The sequence below is a fragment of the Ruegeria atlantica genome, assembly GCF_001458195.1.
Lineage (GTDB): Bacteria > Pseudomonadota > Alphaproteobacteria > Rhodobacterales > Rhodobacteraceae > Ruegeria > Ruegeria atlantica.
This window is the reverse complement of the sequence record NZ_CYPU01000071.1, coordinates 298,254-320,024: the sequence shown is the minus strand read 5'-3', so window position 1 is coordinate 320,024 and position 21,771 is coordinate 298,254. Positions and strand designations below refer to the sequence as shown.

The following is a 21,771-nucleotide window of genomic DNA, read 5'->3' as shown; positions in this document are numbered from 1 at the left end:
TGATTGCGACAATTGATGTTGGAAAGGAATTCCAACAGCATTGGCGCCGGTTTCAGTTTTTACCGACCCGTCGGGCGTAGGTGGCGGTCTTATTACTGAATAACGGCATCTTCCCATGCAGAAAGAAACTTTGTTCGTTTCAACCCGTCAAGAAAGGTCAGTAACGCGGGATCAAGGCCGATTGTCTCACGCCCCTCAGAACCATCACTCGGCTGCAAAAGAGGAAGCGGGCTGGCCTCTTCGGCCACTGCTGGCCGCTCAGTTACGAGGTAACGCAGCAGCAACTCGGCTGCTTTGGGTTCTGGCGTGGCTTTCGAAACCATCGCTGTGCGCATCATAATTGTTTGAAAATCAGACGGTAACACGACCTCAAGGGCGTCTTTGCCCTCGGCTCGGACAGCGGCGTAACTGCCCAGAACATTGTAAGCAACCAGGATCGAGCCATCCGCTAGGTCATTGATCATTTCGCCCGAGCAGCAATAGAGACGTACATCCAGGCCGCCCATAACCTCCATCAAGCGCCAATACGTCTCAGACGCGCGCGCATCTTGGGTTGCAAACAGATATCCCAGACCAGATTGGCGAACGTCATAGGTGCCAACTTTGCCCCGAAATTCTTCGGGTCGTTTCCGCAATGCCTCGATCAGGCTTTGCCGGGTCTGGGGGATGGGCTGCCCTTCAAACGCGGTTCGGTTTATCACGATTGTCGCGGGTTCCGAGGTGAATGCGAAAAGGCTGTGGTGCCATTGCGCCCAGTGCGGGACGGGCACATCGTCGATAGACAGGGCAAAGCCGTCATTTGCCAGTTTCAACTGCAGGTCCATCGCGCTCGAGATGATCACATCGAAGGCATCGGGCGTTGCGCGGACTCGACGGTTGATGTCGGCGGTTCCGGAAACGAGGTATTCGACACTAATCCGGGAGTTCTCCGCAACAAACCCCTCGATCACCGGCGCGAACAAAACAGTATCGGTGCTGGAAATCACCCGAAGGCGCGGACCTTCGGCGCTTTCATTAAAGACCAGACGGTCTTCCCAATCGTCGGCCCATCCGAGGCAGGGAGCCACCAACAAAACTAGAGCGATAAGATAACGCATGCGCCCCCCTTTGACCGGTTCTTTAGGATCAATGCGCCCCCATGCGCCGTTGCCACATCCTGTGCGATCGTCAACCCCAGACCGGACCCGATGGTCCCAACCGCGTTCTGTCCGCGTTCGAACCGTCGCGTCAGCGTGTCGATTTCATCAGGCGGAAAGCCTGGACCCGAGTCGCGCACCTGAATCTGGGGTTCGGGATGTGCAATGATCGTGATCTCAACAGCGCTGTCAGATGGTGCGTATTTCATCGCGTTATCGACCATATTTCGCACAGCATTTTGGATCAGGATCGAGTCGCCCGAGTAAGGAACCGAGGGCTCACCCGACAATGAAAGCGTCAGCTCCTTCATTTCGGCAATCGGGATCAGGCGCTGCACCAGATCGCGGATCAGTACGACCAAATCAATCTCTTCCCGTTCCAGATGATCCGCTCGGAAGGTGATCATCGCGTGATCCAGCAACTGCCCTGCCGCGCGCGAGCTTTCGTCGATGGCACGTACCATGGCCTTCAAGGCTTCGCGGTTGTCTTCCCGTTCCACGCGGTGAAGGGTCGCCTCGGCATAAGACCTGACGGTGGCAAGCGGCGTTCGCACCCGGTGCGCGGCTTCGGCGATAAAGTCCTCGGATTGGCTAAGCGATTGGTCCAGACGACCCATGAGCGAATTCAGCGACGTCACCAGCGGCGCCATCTCTTTTGGCACGGGTTTCTTGAACGGGCTTAGATCCTGCGGACCTCTGCGTGTGACCGAGGTCGTCAGTTTGTTCAACTGGCCGATCGTTGATGATGTCACCCAGAATGACAGCGCGGCGGTCAGCAGAAAGAACCCGATCCCCAAATACGCTGCATTGCGTGAAATCTGATCCAGCGTGTCGGATAACGCGTCCTGCGTTTGCCCCAACGCGACCTCAATCTCGGTCTGGCGGCCCAAACCGACCAGCGTTCGGCTGGCGCTGACCTGTCGGACACGCTCGCCGCGGACCTGACCGGTTTGAAAGGCCCACCTGCCTTCAATCGGGCCGTCTGCGAGGCTCAGATCCTCATATCCGGACAAGAATTCTCCATCCTGATAGATGGCATAGAACACCCGGTCATCCGACGGCGTGCTGAGCATGGAAAACGCGGCATAGGGGATGTCCACCTCTAGGTGACCATCCCTAAGCGCTGCGGCATCAAGGATCGACGAGACGGACGCCCCCAATATATCGTCCTGTCCCTGTTGGGCGACTTTTGCGGCATAACTGCGCACCGTCAGGAACAATAGGATCGCCAGGACCGCCGCTCCGCCGATCAGCGTCAACACCAGCCGATTTCTTAGTGATCCCGAAACGGTTGGGCTAGTCGTCATGATCCAACCTGTATCCCAGCCCGCGCAACGTAGTGATTTTCATGCCGGATTTTTCAAGATGCTTGCGCAGGCGTCCGACATAGACCTCAATCGCGTTGTCCGACACGTTGTCATCATAAGAAAACAACCTGTCCGCCAGCTTCTGCTTGGAAAACACCTGACCCGGCGCGTTTATGAACAGCTCGATCATTCTCAACTCGCGATTGCGTAGGGAGAGCGTGACACCATCGACGGTCAAATGACCAGCAACCGGATCAAAGATAATTCCGCCAACTTCAATCGTCGACTTTGAGCTTCCGGACTTCCGACGCAGAACAGCGCGGCAGCGGGCCTCAAGTTCCGCATGATCGAAAGGCTTGGTGATGTAGTCATCCGCCCCCAGATCAAGCGAACCGATTCGATCCGAAACCTGACTGCGCGCAGTCAGAACGATCACCGGCGTGTCCAAACGGCTTGCGCGGTGCTGCCTTAGAAACTCGCGGCCATCCCCATCGGGTAACATGATATCCAGCAGGATAAGGTCGTATTCTTCGGTCGCAACAAAGGCGCGCGCATCCTCTAAATTTGCTGCGTGATCAACAACATGACCATCCAGCTGCATGCGGGAACTGATCGCGTTCGCGAGGTCGAGATTGTCTTCGACAAGCAGAAATTTCATGGGCGAAAATCAGTTTCTTTTTGCATGACAGGTTGATGTCAGGTTGGCGTGTTTAGGTGCAGGATAATCTGTGCCGCTGAGCGGCCAGTTGTCAAATGGGAGGACATAATGACAACATTTAACCTGGGCCGTCGGGCCCTGATCGCAGCTGTTGCAGCAATTGGTCTGGTTGGACCTGCCGCATCCGAAGAAGTCGTCGACAGCATCCACTTTCTGATCCCCGGCGGCGCCGGCGGTGGCTGGGACGGTACCGCCCGCGGAACTGGCGAGGCCCTGACCAATGCTGGTCTGGTCGGCACAGCATCTTATGAGAACATGTCGGGCGGCGGCGGCGGTAAAGCCATCGGCTTCCTGATTGAAAACGCGGACAGCAACCACGGCACGCTGATGGTCAACTCGACCCCCATCGTGATCCGCTCGCTGACCGGTGTGTTCCCGCATAACTTCCGTGACCTGACACTGGTCTCGGGCACAATCGGCGACTACGCAGCGATTGTTGTAGGCAAAGATAGCCCGATCAACTCGATGGCGGACCTGCTGGCCGCCTATGACGCTGACCCGGGCGCAACCGCGATTGGTGGCGGCTCGGTACCTGGCGGCATGGACCATCTGGTCGCCGCAATGGTCATGGAAGCTGCAGGCAAGGACGCGCTAGGCGTAAAATACATCCCTTATGATGCGGGCGGAAAAGCTATGGCTGCCCTGTTGTCGGGTGAGATCGCCGCACTGTCGACCGGTTTCTCGGAAGCCGTCGATCTGGCCAACGCGGGTGAGGTTAAAATCATCGGTGTGACCGCAGAGGAACGCGTTGATGCAGCACCTGACGCACAGACCATGAAGGAACAGGGCATCGACACCACTTTCGTGAACTGGCGTGGATTCTTTGCTGCCCCCGGCCTGCCCGAGGACAAGCTGGCCGCCTATCAGCAAGCCATCGCCAAGATGTACGACACGCCCGAATGGGAAGAGGTTCGTGCCCGTAACGGTTGGGTCAACATCCACAACTCGGGTGCCGATTTCGAAGCGTTTCTGGAAGGTCAGGAACAGCAGATCAGCGACCTGATGAAGAAGCTGGGCTTCCTCTAAAGCAATCTACGGCAGAGCGTTTGGTCGCTCTGCCGTCCCAAAGAACCAAGATACACGGGAGGGGACGTTATGGCGCTGGATCGCTGGATCGCGCTTATTTTGCTGGGTGTTTGCCTGACATATGGGTACACCGCCTGGTTCACGATGGACGGAAGTCTTCCTCCTTTCATGCAGAGAAATCCGATCTGGCCCAGCACATTTCCAAAGGTGCTGTCTATTCTAGGCGTGGGCGCGTGTTCGATCATCCTGCTTGGCTTTGAAAAGAGCGAGGTCAAAGAGGCCGATATCGATTACCGCAGACTTGGGGAATATCATCTGGGTCAGGCAATTTCTCTTTTGGTGCTCATGGTTGTCTATGCCCTGTGCCTGCGCCCGGTCGGTTTTCTGATCGCGACATCCAGCTTCCTGATCCTCGGGTCTTTCATTCTGGGTGAACGCAAGTGGCACATCATGCTGCCTGTCGCGTTCGTGGCAACCGGATCCGTCTGGTATCTGGTTCAGGAAGTTCTTGGAATTTATATGCGCCCCCTGCCGGGCGTGTTCGGAGGCTGACATGCTTGAAGGACTTCTGATCGGCCTGCAAACGGCATTCTCAATTCAAAACCTGCTGATGGTTGTCGCGGGCTGTCTGATCGGCACGTTTATCGGCATGCTTCCGGGTCTGGGCCCAATGTCGATCATCGCAATCATGATCCCGGTTGCTATTTCGATGGGCGATCCATCCGCCGCACTGATCCTGTTGGCAGGCGTTTACTATGGCGCGATCTTCGGCGGCTCGACGTCGTCCATTCTGCTGAATGCGCCGGGGGTCGCGGGCACCGTGGCCTCAAGCTTTGACGGTTACCCAATGGCCCGGCAGGGCAAGGCGGGCAAGGCCCTGACCATCGCAGCAATCGCCAGTTTCGCAGGCGGCACGATCGGAGCCATTTTGCTGATGGTCTTTGCTCCGGCACTGTCTTCGGTCGCTCTGCTGTTCCATTCCGCCGAATACTTCGCGCTGATGGTGGTAGGCCTTTCGGCCATCGCAGCCTTTGCCGGTTCGGGGCAAGTGGCAAAGGCCGTCATCATGACGACCATGGGATTGATCATGGCCACCGTCGGAGAGGGGGCGCTGTTCAATCTTCCGCGTTTCACAATGGGCATCATGGACCTGCAATCCGGGTTTGGCTTCATCACTCTGGCCATGGCAATGTTCGCCTTGCCCGAAGCGTTGTTCCTGGTGCTTAAACCCAAAGACCTGAAAGGGGATGACGGCAAGATCAAGGATCTGCGCATAACCAAGGCCGAGGCAAAGGCAATCACCCCGGTCATCGGTCGCCAATCGGTGCAGGGCTTCTTTATTGGCGTCCTGCCCGGCGCGGGCGCGACAATTGCCAGTTTCCTCGGCTATGCGGTGGAACGGAACATTGCCCCCAAGGATGAGCAGGAGGAATTCGGCAAAGGCTCGATCAAAGGTCTGGCCGCGCCTGAATCGGCGAATAATGCGGCTTGCACCGGATCTTTCGTGCCGTTGCTGACATTGGGCATTCCCGGTTCCGGAACGACCGCGATCCTGCTGGGTGCCTTGATTGCCCTGAACGTCACCCCGGGCCCGCGTCTTATGCTGGATGAACCTCAGATCTTCTGGTCGGTGATCATGTCGATGTTCATTGGCAACCTCGTCCTGCTGATCCTGAACCTGCCGCTGATCCCCTACATCGCCAAGGTGCTGGCCGTTCCGCGCAACTATTTGATCCCGTTCATTTTGTTCTTCACACTGATGGGCGCCTATATCGGGCAGAACAATGCCACCGAATTACTGATCCTGGTGGGTTTCGGCGTATGCGCAACGGCCTTGAAGTTCGCTGACTATCCGCTGGCACCCCTGCTGATCGGGTTCATCCTTGGCGGCATGATGGAGGATAACTTTTCGCGCTCGATGCAGCTGTATGATGGCATCGCGTTTATCTGGGAACGTCCGATGACCTTGGGACTGCTTGCCATTGCCGTCCTGCTGGTTCTGCTACCCAGCTACCGCGCACGTCGTGCACGCGCACGGGCCGCTGGTGTGGCTGATGGGGACTGAACCGCTCAGGGGTGTTCGGGTTCTTGATCTGACAAACGTGCTTGCTGGCCCGTATTGTTGTTACCAACTGGCTCTGATGGGGGCCGAGGTGATCAAGGCCGAACGCCCCAATAGCGGTGATCTGGCGCGTGTGCTTGGGGCTGATCCTGACCGGAACAAAGCTGGTATGGGGGTCAGTTTTCTGGCGCAGAACGCTCAGAAGAAATCGGTCACGCTGGATATGAAATCCAGTCGGGGCAAGGCTCTGCTAAAGCAGCTTGTTAAAACGGCGGATGTTCTGGTTGAAAACTTCCGGCCCGGCGTGATGGATCGGTTGGGTCTGGGGTATGACGTTCTTCGTACCGAAAACCCTGCCTTGATCTACTGTGCAATAAGCGGGTTCGGGCAGAACGGGCCGCGCCGCGACGACCCGGCCTATGACCAGATCGTTCAGGGCATCAGCGGGGTCATGTCGATCACCGGCGCACCAGACACCGCGCCCTACCGCGTTGGCTATCCGCTGGCTGATACGGTCGGGGGGTTGACGGCCGCCTTTGCGGTGAGTGCCGCATTGAACGCTGATCCCCGTGGCGCGTTTCTGGATATTGCCATGTCCGAGGCCGTGATCTCGACCATGGGATGGGTTGTGTCCAACTACCTTGTCGGCGGTGTGATGCCCGGCGCGCATGGCAATGAAAACACAACCTCGGCACCGTCCGGTACCTTCGCCACATCCGACAGCCCGATCAACATCGCAGCCAATCGCGATGAGCAATGGCAGGCCCTCGCCCGGTACCTTGGTCGCGAGGACCTGCTGGATCACCCGGATTTTGCAACGCGCGAAGATCGCAAAAGAAACCGCCACGTTTTAAGGGATGAGTTGGAGAAATCCCTTAAAGTGCGTCCCGCAAGCGAGTGGGTCAGCGCGTTAAACGGCCTCGGCGTACCCACAGGGCAAGTTCTGACAGTCCCTGAAGCGTTGGCGGACAAACAACTCTCTGACCGGGGGTTGATTGGATCTCTGCACGTTCACGGAGAAGACATGCAGTTGGCCGGCAGCCCTGTTGTGATGGACGGGCACCGAAACATGCCACAGGCCGCGCCGCCAAAACTGGGCGCAGACAATGCTGTGATCTGGTCCGAACTTGGCTTGTCTGCAGACGAGATCGAAGAATTGGCTAAGGATGGAGTGATATGAGTGATGTTTCCGACTGGTGGCGCACCTCCATCATCGATATGGAACCCGGACGCATTGCCTTGCGGGGTGAACCTATTGAGGGGCTGATCGGCAACCTGAGCTTTGCCGAAATGATCTGGTTTTTGGTCCGCGGCGACCGCCCCTCACCCGCTCAGGCCAATCTTTTCGAGGCGGCACTGGTTGCCGCCGTGGATCACGGACCACAGGCACCGTCCATTGCAACGGCTCGGATGGCTGTAACCTGCGGTTTGCCTTTGAACAACGCAATGGCCAGCGCGGTGAACATGCTGGGCGACATCCACGGCGGCGCCGGTGAGCAGGCGGTTGAGCTGTATCACTTTGTCGGGTCGCATTCGGGCGGGATCGGTGCAGCGATTGACGACTGGATCGACGACCACGGAAAGATACTGCCAGGTTTCGGCCACCGGTTTCACACACCGGCCGATCCACGCGCGCCGCGGTTGATGGCCCTGGTCTCTGAGGCAGTAGAACGCGGCGCGTGTGACGGACGTTTCCGAAAAATCGCGTTGGATATCGAGGCAGAGCTTGCACGTCGCAAAGGCAAACCCGTCCCGATGAACATCGACGGGGCCACGGCTGTCATCTACGCAGAGCTTGGGTTCGAAGCACCGCTTGCGCGTGGTTTGTTTTGCCTCTCCCGGTCAGTCGGCATACTGGCACATGCGTGGGAGCAAATGCAGCAAGGCGGCCGCAACAAAGGCCCCACACCTCCGACGTACCGCTGGACTTATGTTAGGAACTCGCCTGAGGAATAGCACGTCAGGCCTGTTTCTCGACCACGGGCTCGACGTCAGGGCGGACCGGTTCCACATCCAATTCGATGATCTCGGGATCAACCGGTTCCTCGACGTCCTCCACTTCGACCTCGACCTCAGCTTCCGGCTCACTGCTGTCTTCCAACGCACCAACGATCAGAGGCAGCATATGGACACCCGTCGCGCTAGTGATTTCCGGCGTTTGCGGTGTTTGCCAGCTGAGCGTGTCAAAGCTGCTGCAGTTCTGACAGACCGGAGCCCACTCGGGCTGGATGTCATGACAATTGTCGCAGACCCATTGTGGCCCTCGCGGTGCAGTCAGCGCCTTGGCCAGCCAACCCTGTACTACCGCGTCCGAGGACCCCTCGCCCCGTTCAATAGCGGCCATCAACGTGTAACCGCGCGCATCCGCCTGCTTTCCGACCACATCGCCCAGCGCGCGACGCGCCTCGGGGAAGTCTTCGGCCACGATGTTCAGCTCCGCCAAAATCAGACGGGTTTCCATATTCTCAGGGTGAATGCGGGTCAGCGCAGTAAAGCGTTTGATCCGTTCATGTGGCGTTTCATCCGGCGCAATCTCGGCAAAGACATGGGCGAGGTCGGGGTGCGGCTGCACCTCCCACGCTTTTTTCACGATTTTGGTCGCATTGCGCGGTTTGCCTTTTTCGATGTAAGCACGCGCTGCCATTGCGGCCGCAGGCACCAGATCAGGAGACAGGCGGTTCGCCTCAATCGCGCGCTCTTGCTGTTCGACCGTGGCGTTCTCGTCCAGAATCCCCTTGGCCTCGGACAGGGCCAGCACAGCATCGCGGCGCTTGAACACGTCGCGCGGCAGGTGGCCGGATTTCAACTTGGCAGTCAATGTCGACCGCGCGCCTGCCCAATCTTGTGCCTTGGTCTGAAGACCCAGCAGAATGTCCTGTGTTTCCAGATGGCGCGGCTTCATGGCCAAGGCTTTTTCGGCCAGTTTGCGGGCGGTTTCGTCATCCCCTTCGGCCAGTTTCTGTTTCATGATACCGCGCACACCGACAAAGCGGGTTGCATTGTCCGTCACCAGCTTTTTGTAGGTGTCAGCCGCCTTTTGGGTGTCACCGTTCATCTCGGCAGCCTGAGCCACCAGCAGGTTGGTCAACTCGGGTTTGTTCAAAAGCCGCTCTGCCTTGGTGGCCTTGTTCAAAGCCACGCGCCCCTCGCCCGATGCCAGCGCCATCAGACCATCGGACAACGCTTGATACCCACGCTGCTCGCGACTGCGGTCGAAATAGCGCGACAGGGCGGTTTCGTCTCCGTTGAGGAACTTCAGCGTGGCGATCAACAGGGTCAGCAACTTGAACAAAAGCCAAACTGCAAAAACCAGAACGCCCAGCGCGATGACCGATTGCAACGGCCCCAAAGTGTACTCCGTCCCGCCGGCTGTGATCTGTACACCACCGCTGGTTTCCATGAGGGAACCCGCACCCACGGCCAGAAGACCGATAATCGCAACAAAAACTAGAATCTTAAACAGTGACCACAGCATGGCAGGTCCTTCAGTTCGAGTTCACGCTAGGCTGAAGCGCATTGGCGGCATCCACCGCGGAAACCCGCGCCTGGGCTGCCTGCTGCCAATCAGCCATAGCTGCCTGCGCCGCTTCGGGCAGGGATTTAAGTTCGGTCAGCGCCGTTGCGACATCGCCACTGGACAGGGCCGACTCGGCGCGCGACAGGATCGCATCCGGGCCATCGCCATCTTGTGGGGTGACCGAACGCGCCCCGGTCTGTCGCTGCAGGAACGCCACCAGACCAGTGGCTTTGTCCGCATCCCGTGCTTCCGCCAACGCGGTTCGCGCAGCGGGTGAGAACGATGCCCGCAAGGTCGACACGCTTGCAACACCCTTATCGGCGGGGCCGGATAGCGCCTCAGGCACATCAACGCCGCCTGCCTTCAGTTCGGCGACAAGGTCTGCGTAAGGCTGACCAGCATCCAGTTGACCATGCAGGCGCGACAGGATGGCCGCGTTGGTCGCTGCCAGAGCCTCTGCCGAGGCTTTCGCCTCAAGCGTTTGTGCGTCCGACACCATTTTTTCCACTTCGGCCCGCTGCGCCGCCAGTGAGTCCTGTAATTTCTTCAGCTCGGCCTCAAAGGCTGCCGACGCTTCGGGGGACGCGCCTTGGGTCAGAGCCTCGCTTTCGATTTTACTTAGGCGGCTGGCCAAAGGATCAATCTTGCCCGCCAGCTCATCGACACTGGATTTGAGCGTATCCAGATCGGAGGTGATCGGTGTCACCTGATCGGTCAGCGCTGAAATCTTACTGTCGACGCCAGATGTGTCGGACAGGGATTTGGTCAGCGCCTCGATCTGAGTGGACTGATCGTTGAGCTTCGCCTCGAGCGTCGTAAGCGCATCTGTATCACCAGATCCGAACAAGCCCGCGCTGCCGGCTGCAAACCCGATTCCCGCCACGATAACACCGCCTAGCAAAGCGGGGACGAATCCACTGCGTTTTTCTTCCTGCTGCGACTCTTCACGATGCGATTTTTCCGGCGGCGCGGAGTTCTCTTCCTGGGTCAGTTCCACAGCCGCTTCGGCTTCGGCTTCGGCTTCGGCTTCGGCTTCGGCTTCGGCTTCGGCTTCGGCTTCGGCTTCGGCTTCGGCTTCGGCTTCGGCTTCGGCTTCGGCTTCGGAAAGGGCCTTTTCTAGCGGCTCATCCGCGTCAACGACTGTCTCATCACGCTGCGAGGTGAATTCAACTGTTTCGTCCGACTTGGGGTCTTCCACCGGCTTTTGATCGGTTTTTTTCTTACGAGCCACCGCGACGTTCCCCTTATCGAATCCAATTTCATATGAATAACAGACCGCTCTAAGTTAATCAGTGGTCTCTCCACGCTCAACCCGCATCGCGTGTTTGACAAGCTTTTTCACGGCTTTCCGCATTTTCTTGGGTGTCGGCTCTTTGGCGATCTTCAGGCGCTCATAGTCCAAGGAATAAAGGGGCTCGGCCGTGGCTTCGCTAATGGCAACCAGCCACAAGGGCGCGGTTCCGGTCCAAATTTCGGCAAATTGTCGCGCCGTTCGGGGCGAAAACAGCGGTGCGAGAACAGGTCTGTCACCGGATGTGGCCGCAGCCGCTTCGGATGTCAGCGGTAACAAACGCTGTTGATAAACAATCTGTTCGTGAACCGTCAGCCCCGATTCGGTCAGACGCCCGGCAACATTTCCCCGCGTATGTTCACCCCTGAGATGCAGCAACGGGCTTTCAGGCCGGTGCTTCAAAAGGTAGGCCACCAGCTCTTCGGCGGTATTACCCACCACCAATGCATCCCATCCAGCCCCTTTGGCTGTTCCAGTGGTCGCCGGACCAACACAATAGGCGGGCAGATCGGGTTTAACGCCCAACGACGCGGCGGCATTGACCGAGTTGGCCGAAGTAAAGATCAATCCGCGAATTCCGTCCGTTTCGACCGCAACCCTCAGGGGTCGGATTTCCAGGATCGGAGAATAGATGACATCCACCCGCGACCTGACGCGGTCCGACAGCTGTGCCACAAACCTTTCAGAGGCGGCGCGAGGGCGGGTCATCAACAAATACAATGGCGGGGCCTTCGGCCTTGGGATTGTTTGCGTCCGCGCAGGGTGATACCCCGCTTGAGTGTCATGATGCAACGGATCAGGCCTATGGTGCAAACACTTACCGTTCTTGGATTGGAAAGCAGCTGTGATGACACGGCCGCCGCTGTTGTGCGCCAATCCGATGGTGCGGGTGCCGAGGTTCTGTCGTCTATCGTTCACGGTCAAACCGAGCTGCACAGCGCATTTGGCGGGGTCGTGCCCGAAATTGCAGCGCGGGCCCATGCCGAAAAGCTGGATATTTGCGTGGTGCAGGCGTTAGAGGCTGCAGGACTGACACTGGCTGATATGGATGCGATCGCCGTCACTGCGGGTCCCGGCCTGATCGGCGGGGTCATGTCCGGCGTCATGTGCGCCAAAGGGCTGAGTGCCGCGACCGGGCTTCCCCTGATCGGCGTAAACCATCTGGCGGGTCATGCGCTGACGCCCCGATTAACGGATGGCATCGCCTTTCCCTACCTGATGCTGTTGGTTTCAGGCGGGCATTGCCAGTACCTTATCGCGCACGGGCCCGAGCAATTTACCCGCCTTGGCGGCACAATCGACGATGCCCCCGGCGAGGCGTTCGACAAAACCGCCCGCCTGCTGGGCTTGCCTCAACCTGGCGGCCCTTCGGTTGAGGCCGAGGCCCGGGCGGGTGATCCCAAACAGTATCGTTTTCCCCGACCTCTGCTGGATCGGCCGGGATGTGATCTCTCCTTTTCGGGGCTGAAAACCGCGTTGATGCGGATGCGGGATCAGATTGTTGCCGAAAAGGGCGGCCTGACCCGTCAGGACCGCGCTGATCTGTGTGCCGGATTTCAGCAAGCCATCGTCGATACTCTGGCCGAGAAAACCCGCCGTGCGATTGACAGGTATCTTGAGGAAAACCCTACAGAGCCGGTTATTGCCGTCGCAGGTGGTGTGGCCGCCAATACCGCCATTCGGTCCGCATTAGAGACTGTTTGCGCAGAAAAAGGCGCGCGCTTTACCGCACCACCACTCAACCTTTGCACCGACAATGCCGCCATGATCGCCTATGCCGGGATGGAACGGTTTCGCATGGGCGCACGCGACGGGCTGGACCTGACGGCCCGTCCACGCTGGCCGCTGGATAAAACCAGCCCCGCGATGCTGGGCGGCGGCAAGAAAGGCGCCAAGGCATGAGCGTTTCGGTTCTGGGATCTGGCGCATTCGGCACGAGCCTGGCCATTTCACTGGCCGGGAACGGGCCGGTTACGCTGTGGTCACGGGATCCGGATCATGCCTGGCACATGCAGACAGAACGTGAAAACACTCAGCGTTTGCCTGGCGTGGCTTTGCCTGCTGATATCACGGTGACATCGAACATCGATCAGGCGACCAAGGCTGATGTTCTGCTGATAGCTGTCCCCATGCAAAAGTTGCGCGATGCCTTGCAAGCGCAGGCCTCTAATCTGGCCGGAAAAACCCTGATGGCGTGTTGCAAGGGTATCGAGCTATCGTCCGGGCTTGGGCCGATTTCAGTGATCCAGCAAACGATCCCGGATGCGCGACCCGCCCTGCTGACCGGGCCCAGCTTTGCCGACGACATTGCACGCGGACTGCCAACGGCCCTAACCTTGGCCTGCGCAGATGACTCGCTGAGTCTGACGCTGCAACACGACCTGACCACTGCCAACCTGCGCCTTTATCGAACCACCGACATGGTTGGGGCGGAACTTGGCGGCGCCTTGAAGAACGTAATGGCCATCGGATGCGGCGCTGCAATCGGGGCCGGGTTGGGCGACAGCGCACGCGCCGCTTTAATGACACGCGGGTTTGCAGAAATGCAGCGCTTTGCGCTGATGCGCGGGGCGCGACCTGACACTCTGATGGGATTGTCTGGATTGGGGGATCTGGTCCTGACTTGTTCGTCTGAACTGTCCCGAAACTATCGCTTTGGCCTGTCATTGGGTCGGAATATCCAGTTCGATACCCACACCACCGTTGAAGGGGTCGCCACCGCGCGGGCCATGACGGAAATTGCCGCCGCCGAAGGGCTGGACATGCCAATCAGTACAACGGTGGCAGACCTTAGCAGTGGCGCCTACAGTGTGACCGAAGCTATCCGAGCCCTGCTCAACCGACCCCTGAAGGAGGAATAATATGCTGATCGCTCTCATCGCCCGTGACAAAGACGGCGCGCTGCAAACCCGGCTGGATAATCGCGCTGCCCACCTGGCCTATATTGAGGAAACGGGTGTCGTTGCGCAGGCGGGTCCGCTGCTGGACGGCGACGCAATGATCGGCTCGTTGATCATTCTGGAGGTCGAAGACATGGCCGCGGCGCAAAATTGGGCGGACAACGATCCTTATGCAAAAGCCGGGTTGTTCCAATCGGTTGACCTGATTACGTGGAAAAAGGTCATAGGCTGATGGCGTACTGGCTGTTCAAATCCGAACCATCGACCTGGGGCTGGGACCAGCAGGTTGCAAAAGGGGATGCGGGCGAAGAATGGGACGGCGTGCGCAACTATCAGGCGCGCAATTTCATGCGTCAGATGGCAGTTGGCGATCGCGGGTTCTTTTACCACTCGCAAAAGGACAAGGCGATTGTCGGAATTGTCGAGGTCTGCGCCGAGGCGCATCCCGACAGCACCACGGATGACGAGCGTTGGGAATGTGTGGACATCAAGGCCGTTCGCCCGTTTGCAACCCCCGTCACGCTGGACCAGATCAAGGCTGACGAACGTTTGGGGGAAATGGTGTTGGTCAAAAACTCTCGCCTGTCCGTTCAGCCGGTCAGCGAGGCGGAATGGCAGGTGATCTGCGATCTAGGCGGCACGCAGGCTACTCAGTAACAGATTAAAGGGAAGGCCCTGACAGATGCAGAACCTTCCCTACCCCGCGTGCTCCCGTCTCACCACACGCGTATGGAAATTTTGGCTCTGACCGTCCTGGTCACGTCCTGACACTAACCGATCCATGCGGCGCGGTTCAAACGGCAAGTACTTAAAATTGGAAACGCCCGCCAGGGATCTGACGGGCGCTGCAAAAAAGGTGTGGCGGGATCAGCCGTAAACAGCCTCTTTGTCGAAGTGCTTGGTCAGCATGTAATACACGACGGCGCGGTATTTGTTACGCTCGGACATGCCATAGGTTTCCAGTGCTTTGTTGATCGCTTCCATCAATTCCGGTCCGTCCGACAGGCCCAGCTTTTTGATGAGGAAGTTGTTCTTGACCGTTTCCAACTCACCTTCCTGAGTTGCCGCGACAGTCGATGCATCGGCGTCATAAATTGCAGGGCCACAGCCGATTGTGACTTTGGTCAGCAGATCCATATCTGCGTCCATACCGCATTTGGACTTCAGGTCCTCGGCATATTTAGCGATCAGGTCGTCGCGTTTTCCCATGGTTATCTCCCGGTTGAAACTCGTTTTTGGCCATACCAGCGCCGCAGACACGGTAACGGGAGCGGGAATTTGCACAAAGGGAAAAATTAGCGGCATTCCCCCTAAACCCTGCCGGTCTGATCTGAGGCTTGATTTTGATGGCCCTTTATTTAACAATAAGGTTAAATATGTTACTTGTTCCAGAACCAGGAGGCTACAATGCCTGTGTCGCTACCCAACGAAACTTCGCAATACAGAACCGCACGAAACACCTTGCTGTCGGCTGAAGCCGAACTGCGGGCTCAGATTGAAAATGTTGCAAAACTGCGCCGCGGTTTGCCCAAAGGTGGGGCAGTTCCGCGGGACTATGCATTCCGGTCAGACAAGGGTGCGCCGACACCGCTGTCGTCTTTGTTCGGATCACATGACACCTTGGCTATATACTCGCTTATGTACGGTCCGGATGCAGAGGCACCTTGCCCGATGTGTTCTGCCTTTCTGGACGGGTTGAATGGGCAGATCGCCCATATATCGCAGAAAATCGCCTTTGCGGTCGTGGCGCAAAACACCTGTGAAAGGCTGGCAGCGCTGAAAGCGGAAATGTCTTGGGATGATCTGCCGCTTTATTCTGCATTGGGCACAGACTATCAGCGCGACTATCTGGCCGAGGCCGAGGATGGAAGCCAACTGCCGATCCTGAACATCTTTCAGCGCGATGCGGACGGCATAAGCCATTTCTGGAGTTCCGAGCTGTTCTTCGAACCCAGTGACTGGCATCCGCGGCACGTGGATGCGGCGTGGCCCCTGTGGAATATTCTGGATTTCACACCACAAGGACGCGGAGATTTCTTTCCGTCCCTGCGTTAAATACCCGTCAAGGTGACCTATTGGCAATAACCCCAACCGGGACCCTGCAGATGAAAGTGGTCCGCGTGCAAGTGATTGAAATCAGGACCCAATACCACACGAAACCAATCACATGCGCCGCGCCAGATCTGACGCAAAAATTGACCCTCAGGTCCGTCGGCGCCCCAATCGGATAGCAAGGTCAGACTGCGCCTATCAGCAAATTGCAAACCAACAATATCAATGGACTCCGCCTTGGCATGGCTGCTCCAACCGCTGCTCTGACCCTGAGCGGTGCGCATCTGGCGGCAATTGTAACTGCCCACATGCCGCAATCGGCCGACCTGCGTGCCCAAAAGATCTCTCGCAGTGGGTTGAACGACATGATGTTCCCACATGGCCAGCCGCAAAGTGGTCGCGCAACTGGTTTCAACCGCATTTACACCCGATGTCACCAGCGCGGACAACAGACCGCGCCCGGTGATGCCGCAATTCTCATCCACGATCAGATCATCCATCGTTTCAAAGTTTGCGCCGGCGTCGGCCAAGGCGGCGCGGCACTGTACTTCATTCGCCAGCGCGCGATTAAGCTGAAACCGGGTAATTGGCGTGACCGGCGCGGTGATTTTCAGCTCTCGCAAAGGGTTCCAATGCGATGGCACGGGTGATTCCGGGTGCGCCAACAACCACCATCCGCCCCCTCCGAACAGGATGGCGACAACGGCGATACTAAAAACAAAAGACGCCGCCGATAACAGGAATCGGCGGCGTCCGGAGTGTTTGTTCATGCGTTTTTTCGCACTCAATAACGGTAATGTTCCGGCTTGTAGGGGCCTTCGGGCTTCACGCCAATGTAAGACGCCTGCTCGTTGTCCATCTGGGTCAGCTTGACGCCGATGCGATCCAGATGCAAACGCGCGACCTTCTCATCCAGATGCTTGGGCAGGATGTAGACGTCGTTGTTATACTGGTCGCCCTTGGTGAACAGCTCGATCTGCGCCAGAACCTGGTTGGTGAACGAGGCTGACATCACGAAAGATGGGTGACCGGTCGCATTGCCGAGGTTCAGCAGGCGACCTTCGGACAGCAGGATGATGCGATTGCCCGAGGGCAGTTCGATCATGTCCACCTGTTCCTTGATATTGGTCCACTTGTGGTTCTTCAGGCTGGCCACCTGAATCTCGTTGTCGAAGTGGCCAATGTTGCCGACGATCGCCATGTCCTTCATCTCGCGCATATGCTCGATGCGGATCACGTCCTTGTTGCCGGTGGTGGTGATGAAGATGTCGGCAGAAGCGACTTCGTCTTCCAGCAACGTGACTTCGAAACCGTCCATCGCGGCCTGCAGGGCGCAAATCGGGTCAACTTCGGTCACTTTCACACGGGCACCAGCACCGCGCAGCGACGCGGCCGAGCCTTTGCCAACGTCACCGTAACCGCAAACCACGGCAACCTTGCCGGCCATCATGGTGTCAGTGGCGCGGCGGATGCCGTCAACCAGCGATTCCTTGCAGCCGTATTTGTTGTCAAACTTCGACTTGGTGACCGAGTCGTTCACATTGATCGCCGGGAACGGCAGTTGGCCGTCTTTCACCAGTTGATACAGGCGGTTCACGCCGGTGGTGGTTTCCTCGGACACGCCCTGAATCTGGTCGCGCATCTTGGTGAACCAGCCCGGGGATGCTGCCATGCGTTTGGCAATCTGCGCTTTGATGACTTCTTCTTCTTCGGACGTCGGAACAGCAATGATGTCCTCACCCGCTTCGGCACGTGCGCCCAGCAGAATGTACAATGTCGCGTCGCCGCCATCGTCCAGGATCATGTTTGGGCCATCGTTGAACAGGAAGGATTTGTCCAGATAATCCCAATGCTCTTCCAGCGTCTGACCCTTGATGGCGAAAACCGGAATGCCAGCCTCGGCAATTGCTGCCGCCGCGTGGTCCTGAGTCGAGAAGATATTGCACGATGCCCAGCGCACATCCGCGCCCAGCGCGGCCAGAGTTTCGATCAGAACAGCTGTCTGAATGGTCATGTGCAGCGAACCGACGATACGCGCACCCGCCAGAGGTTTGCTTTCGCCATATTCTGAACGCAGGGACATCAGGCCCGGCATCTCGGTTTCGGCGATGTCCAGCTCTTTGCGGCCAAACCCAGCCAATGAAATGTCTTTAACGATATAGTCCCCGGCCATCAGGTGCTCCATTTTCCGGTAAATTTCAGTCCGGGCAGCCCCTAGCATTCCTTGGGGCAGGTGGCAACGCGAATGGCCGAAAACTGGGCGAACCTGTGACTCAAATCAACTTGGTTCACCCTTTAGCTCTATCTTTGGTATTGCTTCAAAGAAATCTGTGCCAACGGCGACAATACAACTAATGCCGTTCGGCTGGGTCACCAGAACCGTATAGCTTCCGGTTGTCTTTGAGGTCCAAACCTCCATAACAGCCCGTGCGCCCCGCGTTTTCTGCAATCCGCCAAAGACCAGTTCTTCTGAATAACTGTCCTGCAGTTTGGCGATCACATGTTCGCGCTGAGCACAGCTTTTGGCGAAGGCAGGCGGCGCTGTGGCGGCCATGCCGAACGTCAGGGTTATAGCAAATAGACGTTTGAACATAATATGCTCCTTTCGATACGCGTTTCAGTACGAGAGGGGCACAACTGAAAGGAGTACGCCCCCCTCAGTCCATATGTCGGGATCAAAACGTGCAGGTTCAAAGCACGAAAGCTCAATAAATTGTTGGCAGCCTGTGATCCAGACAGGTACATCATAGCACAAAAGCGCGAAGTTAACGTGTCCTACTTCACAAGGCATGGCAGAATGGCAACACAACCCAGAGCATGGCAGCGAATGCTATCCGGTCGCAGACTGGATTTGCTGGACCCGACGCCCGTGGATATCGAGATCGAAGATATCGCGCACGGTCTGGCCTTTGTGGCCCGCTGGAACGGTCAGACAGCAGGTGATTTTGCCTATTCCGTGGCCGAGCACTCCCTTTTGGTTGAAGAGCTTTTCGGCCGGATTGTCCCCAAAGCCCCGGTAAAATGGCGATTGACCGCGCTGTTACACGATGCGCCGGAATATGTGATCGGAGATATGATCTCGCCCGTTAAATCCGCCGTCGGCCCGGATTACGGCGCGCTGGATGATCGGCTGGCTGCGGCCATCCACATTCGGTTCGGCCTGCCGGCGGAGGTGCCGAAAACAGTGAAACGGCAGATCAAAAAAGCCGACAAGATCAGCGCCTGGATGGAGGCGACACAGATTGCTGGGTTTTCTGAGGCTGAGGCGACCAAATTCTTTGGTCGGCCAGATAAAGCAGTGATGGAGGGGTTGGCGATCACGTTACGCCCGCCGATTGAAGTGCGGCGGGCGTATATGGAACGTCATATGGCTCTGCTGACGCAGCTTTAACCAAAGACGTAAAAACACAGCTTATTGCCGTCCAGATCGCGAGCATAAGCGCCGTAGAACCGATCAGGGACGCGCTGGCCAGGTTCTCCTTCATCTGTAGCACCAAGGCTGATTGCCTTCTCGTAGAGCGTCTTAGCCTCATCCTTGGAGTCAGCTGCAAAAGCAACCATTCCGCCATTACCGGTCTCGCAGGCTTCGCCATCGTAGGGTGTGCAAACGGCTAGCATTGGCGCTGAAGGGTCATTGCCGATGAAAGCGATGCGCCCAGCGTCGATTACAACCTTTGCGCCCTTGTCGGCAAACAGTGTCGTATAAAAACTTTTGGCACGCTCCAAATCTGAAACGCCGATGGTCACATAGCCGATCATTGATTTACTCCATTGTGACGAAAGATGAATTCCCTGCCCGAACCTCGGGCAAAGTGGAACTGGTATCAAGTCACTAAACTGTCAGGACCGGCGCACTATTGCAGACTTTTCCTGGGCCAGGGCATTCAAGGATTTTGGGCGGCCGGACAAAGCGCTGATGGAGGGGTTGGGGATCACGTTGCGCCCGCCGACAGAGGTGTGGCAGGCATACACTGAACGGCACGAAGAACTAATGTTGAAACTGTAGCCTGAAACGACGACTTTCACCCCTCAAATCAGGGGAAGACGTCGGGTTCTCCAAACTGGTTTGAACCACTCTCACTTGGCTGAATGTAGAAGTACAACAAGACCAGAGTGCCGATTATCGGAATCAAGCCAATCAACAGCCACCAACCAGTTCGTCCGATGTCGTGCAAACGTCTGGCTCCAATCGCCAGATTAGGAAGCAAAAGCCCAAGCGAAACCAAAACGGAAAGCGGTTGTCCGGCGTTCGGCTCAAACACCCCAAATCCGAGCATCGGAGCGATCAGAGCGCCATCAATTATTCGCGTCACCAGAAGAACGAGAAGAACGGCCAGAACCCACCACCAAAACGTCGGGCGCGAAGAACGCCCATCGAATTTGGCGTAGTTTGACAGAGCCCTTCGAAACGCCGTCGTGAGATTGTTCATGCCATCCTCCTCAATTGGACGGCATTCACATATCACTATTTCAAATTATTTAACACGAAAACTACCAGATTGGTGGTCTGTCAACAAACAAGTCACGCGTATGCCCCGGCCGAATAGGTTAGTTCATAAGAATGACTGTATAGCTCAAATACGTTTCCAAACGGATCTTCCATGTAGACCATTCGATAGGGTTTATCGCCAGGGTAGTATTTGCGAACCTGCTTCATTCGCTGTTTTCCACCAAGCTCTTCGATGATCTTGACCCGTTCTTCAAGGTTGTCGTCCTGAACACAAAAATGGAACAGCCCGCGACGCCAATATTCGAACGGCCTCTCTTCTTCGATCGTGTTTGGAAACTCGAAGAGTTCAATACCTATACCATCCCCCATCGAAAGATGAGCAATCCGAAATGAACCCCAGCCTTCTCCAAAAACATCGTCACACATCTGACCTATGGCACTATCGTCATGCAGCACTTCGGTGGGCTCCATAAGCACATAGAGTCCAAATGCCTTAGAATAGAATTCTACCGCTTTTTCCAGGTCTGGAACGGTTACTCCGATGTGTGAAAAGGTTAGTGCAGGCATTTTTAGAGACTCCTCGTTCCGCAGCAAACAAAAGAAAGGGCATCAGCAACCCTTGCCGATACCCCCGAAATAGTGCGCTTGTTTCTGTCTCCACGTCCAGAGCGAAGCAAAGATCCGCCTTGGTCCGACCAGAAGAGATTCAACGCGGACTGCGCTTCGCCAATATCCGCTGCAATGTCCGACGGTGCATGTTCAGGCGCCGTGCGGTCTCGGAAACGTTCCGGTCGCACAGCTCATAGACCCGCTGGATATGCTCCCAACGGACGCGGTCCGCACTCATGGGGTTTTCTGGTGGTGGGGGCAGTTCATCGCCCTTGGCCAGCAGCGCGTTGGTGATATCGGTGGCGTCGGCGGGTTTGGACAGATAGTCGGTTGCTCCGATTTTGACCGCTGCGACGGCAGTGGCGATGGCCCCGTAACCGGTTAGAACTACAACCCGGCTGTCAGGACGTTTTTCGCGCAGCACTTCAACGACATCCAGACCGTTGCCATCTTCGAGTCGCAGGTCAACGACCGCATAGGCGGGCGGGCGGGCGGTGGAAATGGCGCGGCCTGCGGCGACGGAACCTGCGGTTTCAACCTCGAACCCGCGTTTCTCCATCGCTTTTGCCAGACGTCTCAGAAACGGTTCGTCATCGTCCACCAAAAGCAGCGTTTTATCGGGGCCGATGTCGAGGTCAGAGCTGTCCGCCATATTCTGTTCTTTCCGCTAATTCACGCCTTTGGCTTAACCATGAGTAATAGC

General features: G+C 57.2%; 25 protein-coding genes. 11 read left to right on the top strand and 14 right to left on the bottom strand.

Going from position 1 to position 21,771, the window contains the following annotated elements; translation table 11 throughout:
- Positions 1-92: 92 nt before the first annotated feature.
- From RUA4292_RS20790 to RUA4292_RS20780, 3 genes are read right to left on the bottom strand one after another with little or no spacing between them, the layout of a single operon-like run.
- The gene (locus tag RUA4292_RS20790) at positions 93-1,097 is read right to left on the bottom strand and encodes an ABC transporter substrate-binding protein (RefSeq protein ID WP_058279308.1); all 1,005 of its coding nucleotides are present in this window, start codon (positions 1,095-1,097) and stop codon (positions 93-95) included.
- Positions 1,076-2,443, bottom strand: a complete 1,368-nt coding sequence (locus tag RUA4292_RS20785; protein WP_058275187.1) for a sensor histidine kinase — start codon at positions 2,441-2,443, stop codon at positions 1,076-1,078. Before RUA4292_RS20785 ends, RUA4292_RS20790 begins: the two co-directional genes overlap by 22 nt.
- A complete protein-coding gene (locus RUA4292_RS20780; protein ID WP_058279307.1) occupies positions 2,433-3,101 on the bottom strand; it encodes a response regulator transcription factor in 669 nt (222 codons plus the stop codon). The genes RUA4292_RS20785 and RUA4292_RS20780 overlap by 11 nt, the downstream gene beginning before the upstream one ends.
- A gap of 108 nt (positions 3,102-3,209) precedes the next feature.
- On the opposite strand from RUA4292_RS20780, the gene RUA4292_RS20775 reads away from it, so the two are divergent.
- The 5 genes from RUA4292_RS20775 (at position 3,210) to RUA4292_RS20755 (ending at position 8,205) form a co-directional block, all read left to right on the top strand.
- Entirely contained in the window at positions 3,210-4,187 is a 978-nt protein-coding gene (locus tag RUA4292_RS20775) for a tripartite tricarboxylate transporter substrate binding protein (protein WP_058275185.1), read from the top strand.
- Between the two features lie 69 nt (positions 4,188-4,256).
- Positions 4,257-4,739, top strand: a complete 483-nt coding sequence (locus RUA4292_RS20770) for a tripartite tricarboxylate transporter TctB family protein (protein WP_058279306.1) — start codon at positions 4,257-4,259, stop codon at positions 4,737-4,739.
- A 1-nt stretch (position 4,740) separates the two neighbouring features.
- Positions 4,741-6,252 carry a tripartite tricarboxylate transporter permease gene (locus tag RUA4292_RS20765; RefSeq protein WP_058279305.1) on the top strand — a complete coding sequence of 504 codons (1,512 nt, stop codon included), beginning with the start codon at positions 4,741-4,743 and terminating at the stop codon, positions 6,250-6,252.
- Positions 6,242-7,429, top strand: coding sequence for a CaiB/BaiF CoA transferase family protein (locus RUA4292_RS20760; protein ID WP_058279376.1), 1,188 nt, complete (start codon positions 6,242-6,244; stop codon positions 7,427-7,429). Before RUA4292_RS20765 ends, RUA4292_RS20760 begins: the two co-directional genes overlap by 11 nt.
- Positions 7,426-8,205: a citryl-CoA lyase gene (locus RUA4292_RS20755; RefSeq protein ID WP_058279304.1), complete on the top strand. Its 780-nt coding sequence runs from the start codon at positions 7,426-7,428 to the stop codon at positions 8,203-8,205. Before RUA4292_RS20760 ends, RUA4292_RS20755 begins: the two co-directional genes overlap by 4 nt.
- A gap of 4 nt (positions 8,206-8,209) precedes the next feature.
- Here RUA4292_RS20755 and RUA4292_RS20750 read toward each other — a convergent pair whose 3' ends face one another.
- The 3 genes from RUA4292_RS20750 to RUA4292_RS20740 are packed head-to-tail and all read right to left on the bottom strand — an operon-like array spanning position 8,210 to position 11,765.
- A complete protein-coding gene (locus RUA4292_RS20750; protein ID WP_058279303.1) occupies positions 8,210-9,724 on the bottom strand; it encodes a heme biosynthesis protein HemY in 1,515 nt (504 codons plus the stop codon).
- Between the two features lie 10 nt (positions 9,725-9,734).
- Entirely contained in the window at positions 9,735-10,997 is a 1,263-nt protein-coding gene (locus RUA4292_RS20745; RefSeq protein ID WP_058279302.1) for a hypothetical protein, read from the bottom strand.
- A gap of 54 nt (positions 10,998-11,051) precedes the next feature.
- Complete coding sequence (locus RUA4292_RS20740) at positions 11,052-11,765, bottom strand: uroporphyrinogen-III synthase (RefSeq protein ID WP_058279301.1); 714 nt, start codon at positions 11,763-11,765, stop codon at positions 11,052-11,054.
- Positions 11,766-11,861: 96 nt separating this feature from the next.
- Here RUA4292_RS20740 and tsaD point away from each other — a divergent pair, with 96 nt between their 5' ends.
- From tsaD to RUA4292_RS20720, 4 genes are read left to right on the top strand one after another with little or no spacing between them, the layout of a single operon-like run.
- Entirely contained in the window at positions 11,862-12,959 is a 1,098-nt protein-coding gene (gene tsaD / locus RUA4292_RS20735) for a tRNA (adenosine(37)-N6)-threonylcarbamoyltransferase complex transferase subunit TsaD (protein ID WP_058279300.1), read from the top strand.
- Positions 12,956-13,918 carry an NAD(P)H-dependent glycerol-3-phosphate dehydrogenase gene (locus tag RUA4292_RS20730; RefSeq protein WP_058279299.1) on the top strand — a complete coding sequence of 321 codons (963 nt, stop codon included), beginning with the start codon at positions 12,956-12,958 and terminating at the stop codon, positions 13,916-13,918. Before tsaD ends, RUA4292_RS20730 begins: the two co-directional genes overlap by 4 nt.
- 1 nt (position 13,919) lies before the next feature.
- A complete protein-coding gene (locus RUA4292_RS20725; protein WP_058279298.1) occupies positions 13,920-14,189 on the top strand; it encodes a YciI family protein in 270 nt (89 codons plus the stop codon).
- On the top strand, positions 14,189-14,614 hold the full coding sequence (locus tag RUA4292_RS20720) for an EVE domain-containing protein (RefSeq protein ID WP_058279297.1): 426 nt from the start codon (positions 14,189-14,191) through the stop codon (positions 14,612-14,614). Before RUA4292_RS20725 ends, RUA4292_RS20720 begins: the two co-directional genes overlap by 1 nt.
- A 210-nt stretch (positions 14,615-14,824) precedes the next feature.
- Here RUA4292_RS20720 and RUA4292_RS20715 read toward each other — a convergent pair whose 3' ends face one another.
- Positions 14,825-15,166 (bottom strand): DUF2853 family protein, encoded by a 342-nt coding sequence (locus RUA4292_RS20715; RefSeq protein ID WP_058279375.1) that lies wholly within the window; start codon positions 15,164-15,166, stop codon positions 14,825-14,827.
- A gap of 198 nt (positions 15,167-15,364) precedes the next feature.
- Between RUA4292_RS20715 and RUA4292_RS20710 the strand changes: the two genes are divergently transcribed.
- Positions 15,365-16,012, top strand: coding sequence for a DUF899 family protein (locus RUA4292_RS20710; RefSeq protein WP_058275174.1), 648 nt, complete (start codon positions 15,365-15,367; stop codon positions 16,010-16,012).
- A 17-nt stretch (positions 16,013-16,029) separates the two neighbouring features.
- Here the strand turns inward: RUA4292_RS20710 and RUA4292_RS20705 are convergent, their stop codons facing one another.
- The 3 genes from RUA4292_RS20705 to RUA4292_RS20695 form a co-directional block, all read right to left on the bottom strand.
- Entirely contained in the window at positions 16,030-16,779 is a 750-nt protein-coding gene (locus RUA4292_RS20705) for an extensin-like domain-containing protein (protein WP_058279296.1), read from the bottom strand.
- A gap of 14 nt (positions 16,780-16,793) precedes the next feature.
- Positions 16,794-18,182, bottom strand: a complete 1,389-nt coding sequence (ahcY, locus tag RUA4292_RS20700) for an adenosylhomocysteinase (protein ID WP_058279374.1) — start codon at positions 18,180-18,182, stop codon at positions 16,794-16,796.
- A 105-nt stretch (positions 18,183-18,287) separates the two neighbouring features.
- Positions 18,288-18,602 carry a hypothetical protein gene (locus tag RUA4292_RS20695; protein ID WP_058279295.1) on the bottom strand — a complete coding sequence of 105 codons (315 nt, stop codon included), beginning with the start codon at positions 18,600-18,602 and terminating at the stop codon, positions 18,288-18,290.
- 204 nt (positions 18,603-18,806) lie between these two features.
- Here RUA4292_RS20695 and RUA4292_RS20690 point away from each other — a divergent pair, with 204 nt between their 5' ends.
- Positions 18,807-19,400, top strand: coding sequence for an HD domain-containing protein (locus RUA4292_RS20690; RefSeq protein ID WP_058279294.1), 594 nt, complete (start codon positions 18,807-18,809; stop codon positions 19,398-19,400).
- On the opposite strand, the gene RUA4292_RS20685 is transcribed toward RUA4292_RS20690, so the two are convergent.
- The 4 genes from RUA4292_RS20685 to RUA4292_RS20670 form a co-directional block, all read right to left on the bottom strand.
- Positions 19,397-19,768: a VOC family protein gene (locus RUA4292_RS20685; RefSeq protein WP_058279293.1), complete on the bottom strand. Its 372-nt coding sequence runs from the start codon at positions 19,766-19,768 to the stop codon at positions 19,397-19,399. The genes RUA4292_RS20690 and RUA4292_RS20685 overlap by 4 nt on opposite strands.
- A gap of 275 nt (positions 19,769-20,043) precedes the next feature.
- Positions 20,044-20,439 (bottom strand): DUF805 domain-containing protein, encoded by a 396-nt coding sequence (locus RUA4292_RS20680; RefSeq protein WP_058279292.1) that lies wholly within the window; start codon positions 20,437-20,439, stop codon positions 20,044-20,046.
- A gap of 92 nt (positions 20,440-20,531) precedes the next feature.
- Positions 20,532-21,026, bottom strand: coding sequence for a lactoylglutathione lyase family protein (locus tag RUA4292_RS20675; RefSeq protein WP_058279291.1), 495 nt, complete (start codon positions 21,024-21,026; stop codon positions 20,532-20,534).
- Between the two features lie 139 nt (positions 21,027-21,165).
- Positions 21,166-21,720, bottom strand: coding sequence for an ActR/PrrA/RegA family redox response regulator transcription factor (locus RUA4292_RS20670; protein WP_058275167.1), 555 nt, complete (start codon positions 21,718-21,720; stop codon positions 21,166-21,168).
- Positions 21,721-21,771: the final 51 nt, after the last annotated feature.